Consider the following 434-nt stretch of genomic DNA (forward strand, 5'->3'; position numbering starts at 1 on the left):
CCCCTGCGCCGCCGCCGGCCTCGGCCACCACGTTGATGAAGGCGCAGCCCCGGTAGTCGTCCGACTGGAACCACTCGGCGAGGGCATCGGCCAGCACATCGAGGTTCGGCCGTTCCGCGAGCCGGCGACGCACGGCAGCCTCGAACCACGCCATCCAGTTGTCATGCCGGCGGGCCAGGAAGGCCGAGATCAGATCGTTTTTCGATGCAAAGTGACGATATAGCGACATTTTCGCCACGCCGGACTCGGCGATGATCTTGTCGATGCCGGTGGCGCGATAGCCGTCGCGGTAGAACAGCCGCGCGGCGGTATCGAGAATGCGGTCGCGGGCGGAGGGAGTGGCCATGGCGGTGCGGAAGTCGGGTGCGGATGGTGACCATTATAGAAGACAGACCTGTCTACAACCTCAGAGCACGACGAAGGCAAACCACAGC

General features: G+C 64.5%; 1 protein-coding gene. It reads right to left on the reverse strand.

The window, feature by feature from the left end:
- Positions 1-346 (reverse strand): TetR/AcrR family transcriptional regulator (locus AB4Z35_RS30655; RefSeq protein ID WP_442101251.1); only part of this gene is annotated, 346 nt, incomplete at its 3' end.
- Positions 347-434 lie beyond the last annotated feature (88 nt).

The sequence above is a fragment of the Pseudomonas sp. KB_15 genome, assembly GCF_052114525.1.
GTDB lineage: Bacteria > Pseudomonadota > Gammaproteobacteria > Pseudomonadales > Pseudomonadaceae > Aquipseudomonas.